At 50.2% G+C, this 1,244-nt stretch carries 1 protein-coding gene; it reads left to right on the top strand.

Translation table 11 applies throughout. The features are described 5' to 3' along the window. Nucleotides 1-561: 561 nt before the first annotated feature. Nucleotides 562-1,244, top strand: a 683-nt coding sequence (gene ltrA / locus C9J03_RS26325) for a group II intron reverse transcriptase/maturase (protein ID WP_211300781.1), incomplete at its 3' end; no start/stop codon positions are given.

Genomic DNA, 1,244 nt, shown 5'->3' with positions numbered 1-1,244 from the left:
GTGCGCCGAGCATGGCGTTGTTCTAGGAGGTGAAAGTCCTCTACGGGCTCAGTCGAGCGAGAACCGTTAGCCTATGCAAGGGTGTCCACCGTGAGGTGGGATCTGAAGGAAGCAAACGGCAAAACTTGGTTGTGACGAACAGAAATCTGATAGTAGGCCAGTACAACTTGGGTAACCTAGCCATATATAGAATAGCCCAATGCCTCGACGGGAAGTGTGTACGGGTAAATCAGGCACAACCAAGTGAAAGAACAACGTCTTACCTCGGGAGATCTTATTAGCTGTCTCGGACGAGACTAGTGCAGCAGTGATGCTGCGTGACGGTTAATAAGAAGTCAGCAGAAGGCATAGTACCTTGGGGAAGTACAACCCAAGGGAAGGCCGGAACTGAATATATCAAGAAGCAGTCACTAGACACTCAATCATGTGGAGTCATAGCAAGATGAACAATATCTCTACGTACCAATGGGCAACACCGCAAGTGACGCTCATGGCTACGAAGAATGACAAGCATGTTTGGCGTAGACAGGAGGACGAGTCTTGGTGACCTCAACTCAGTTGATGGAGCAGATCTGTTCATCAACGAATCTGAACCAAGCCCTGAGAAGAGTAAAGAAGAACAAGGGATGTGCTGGGGTTGATAAACTCGACATAGCAGCCACTATCTCGGTGCTTCGGCAGTCTTCCAATGGGCAAGCGCTCCGCCAGAGCCTTCTGGACGGTAGCTATCAACCCCAACCCGTCTTGGGTGTAGAAATCCCTAAACCTAGTGGGGGAGTGAGGCAGCTAGGTATCCCAACGGTACTTGATAGGATTGTCCAACAGGCCATCACATCAGTCCTGACAGATATCTACGAACCTAAGTTCTCCAACAGCAGTTACGGGTTCAGGCCCAACCGTAGTGCCCACCATGCTCTGGCGGCAGCAAGCCACTACATCAGGGAGGGGCGGGGTTATGTAGTCGATGTTGACCTAGCGAAATACTTCGATACCGTGAACCACGATAGGCTGATGCACAGGCTATCGAAAGATATCACAGATAAACGGGTACTGAAGCTGATCAGGTCATACCTACAGGCAGGCATAATGCGAAACGGGTTAGTCGAGCAGAGGCAACGAGGGACACCACAGGGTGGCCCATTATCTCCGCTGCTATCAAATATCGTATTAGATGAGTTGGATAAAGAGCTTGAACGAAGAGGGCATAAGTTCTGCCGATATGCAGACGACTGCCAAATCTACGT

Origin of the sequence: Photobacterium gaetbulicola, from assembly GCF_003025515.1 — a bacterium.
Taxonomy (GTDB): Bacteria; Pseudomonadota; Gammaproteobacteria; order Enterobacterales; family Vibrionaceae; genus Photobacterium; species Photobacterium gaetbulicola.
This window is presented reverse-complemented; position numbering and strand designations above follow the sequence as displayed.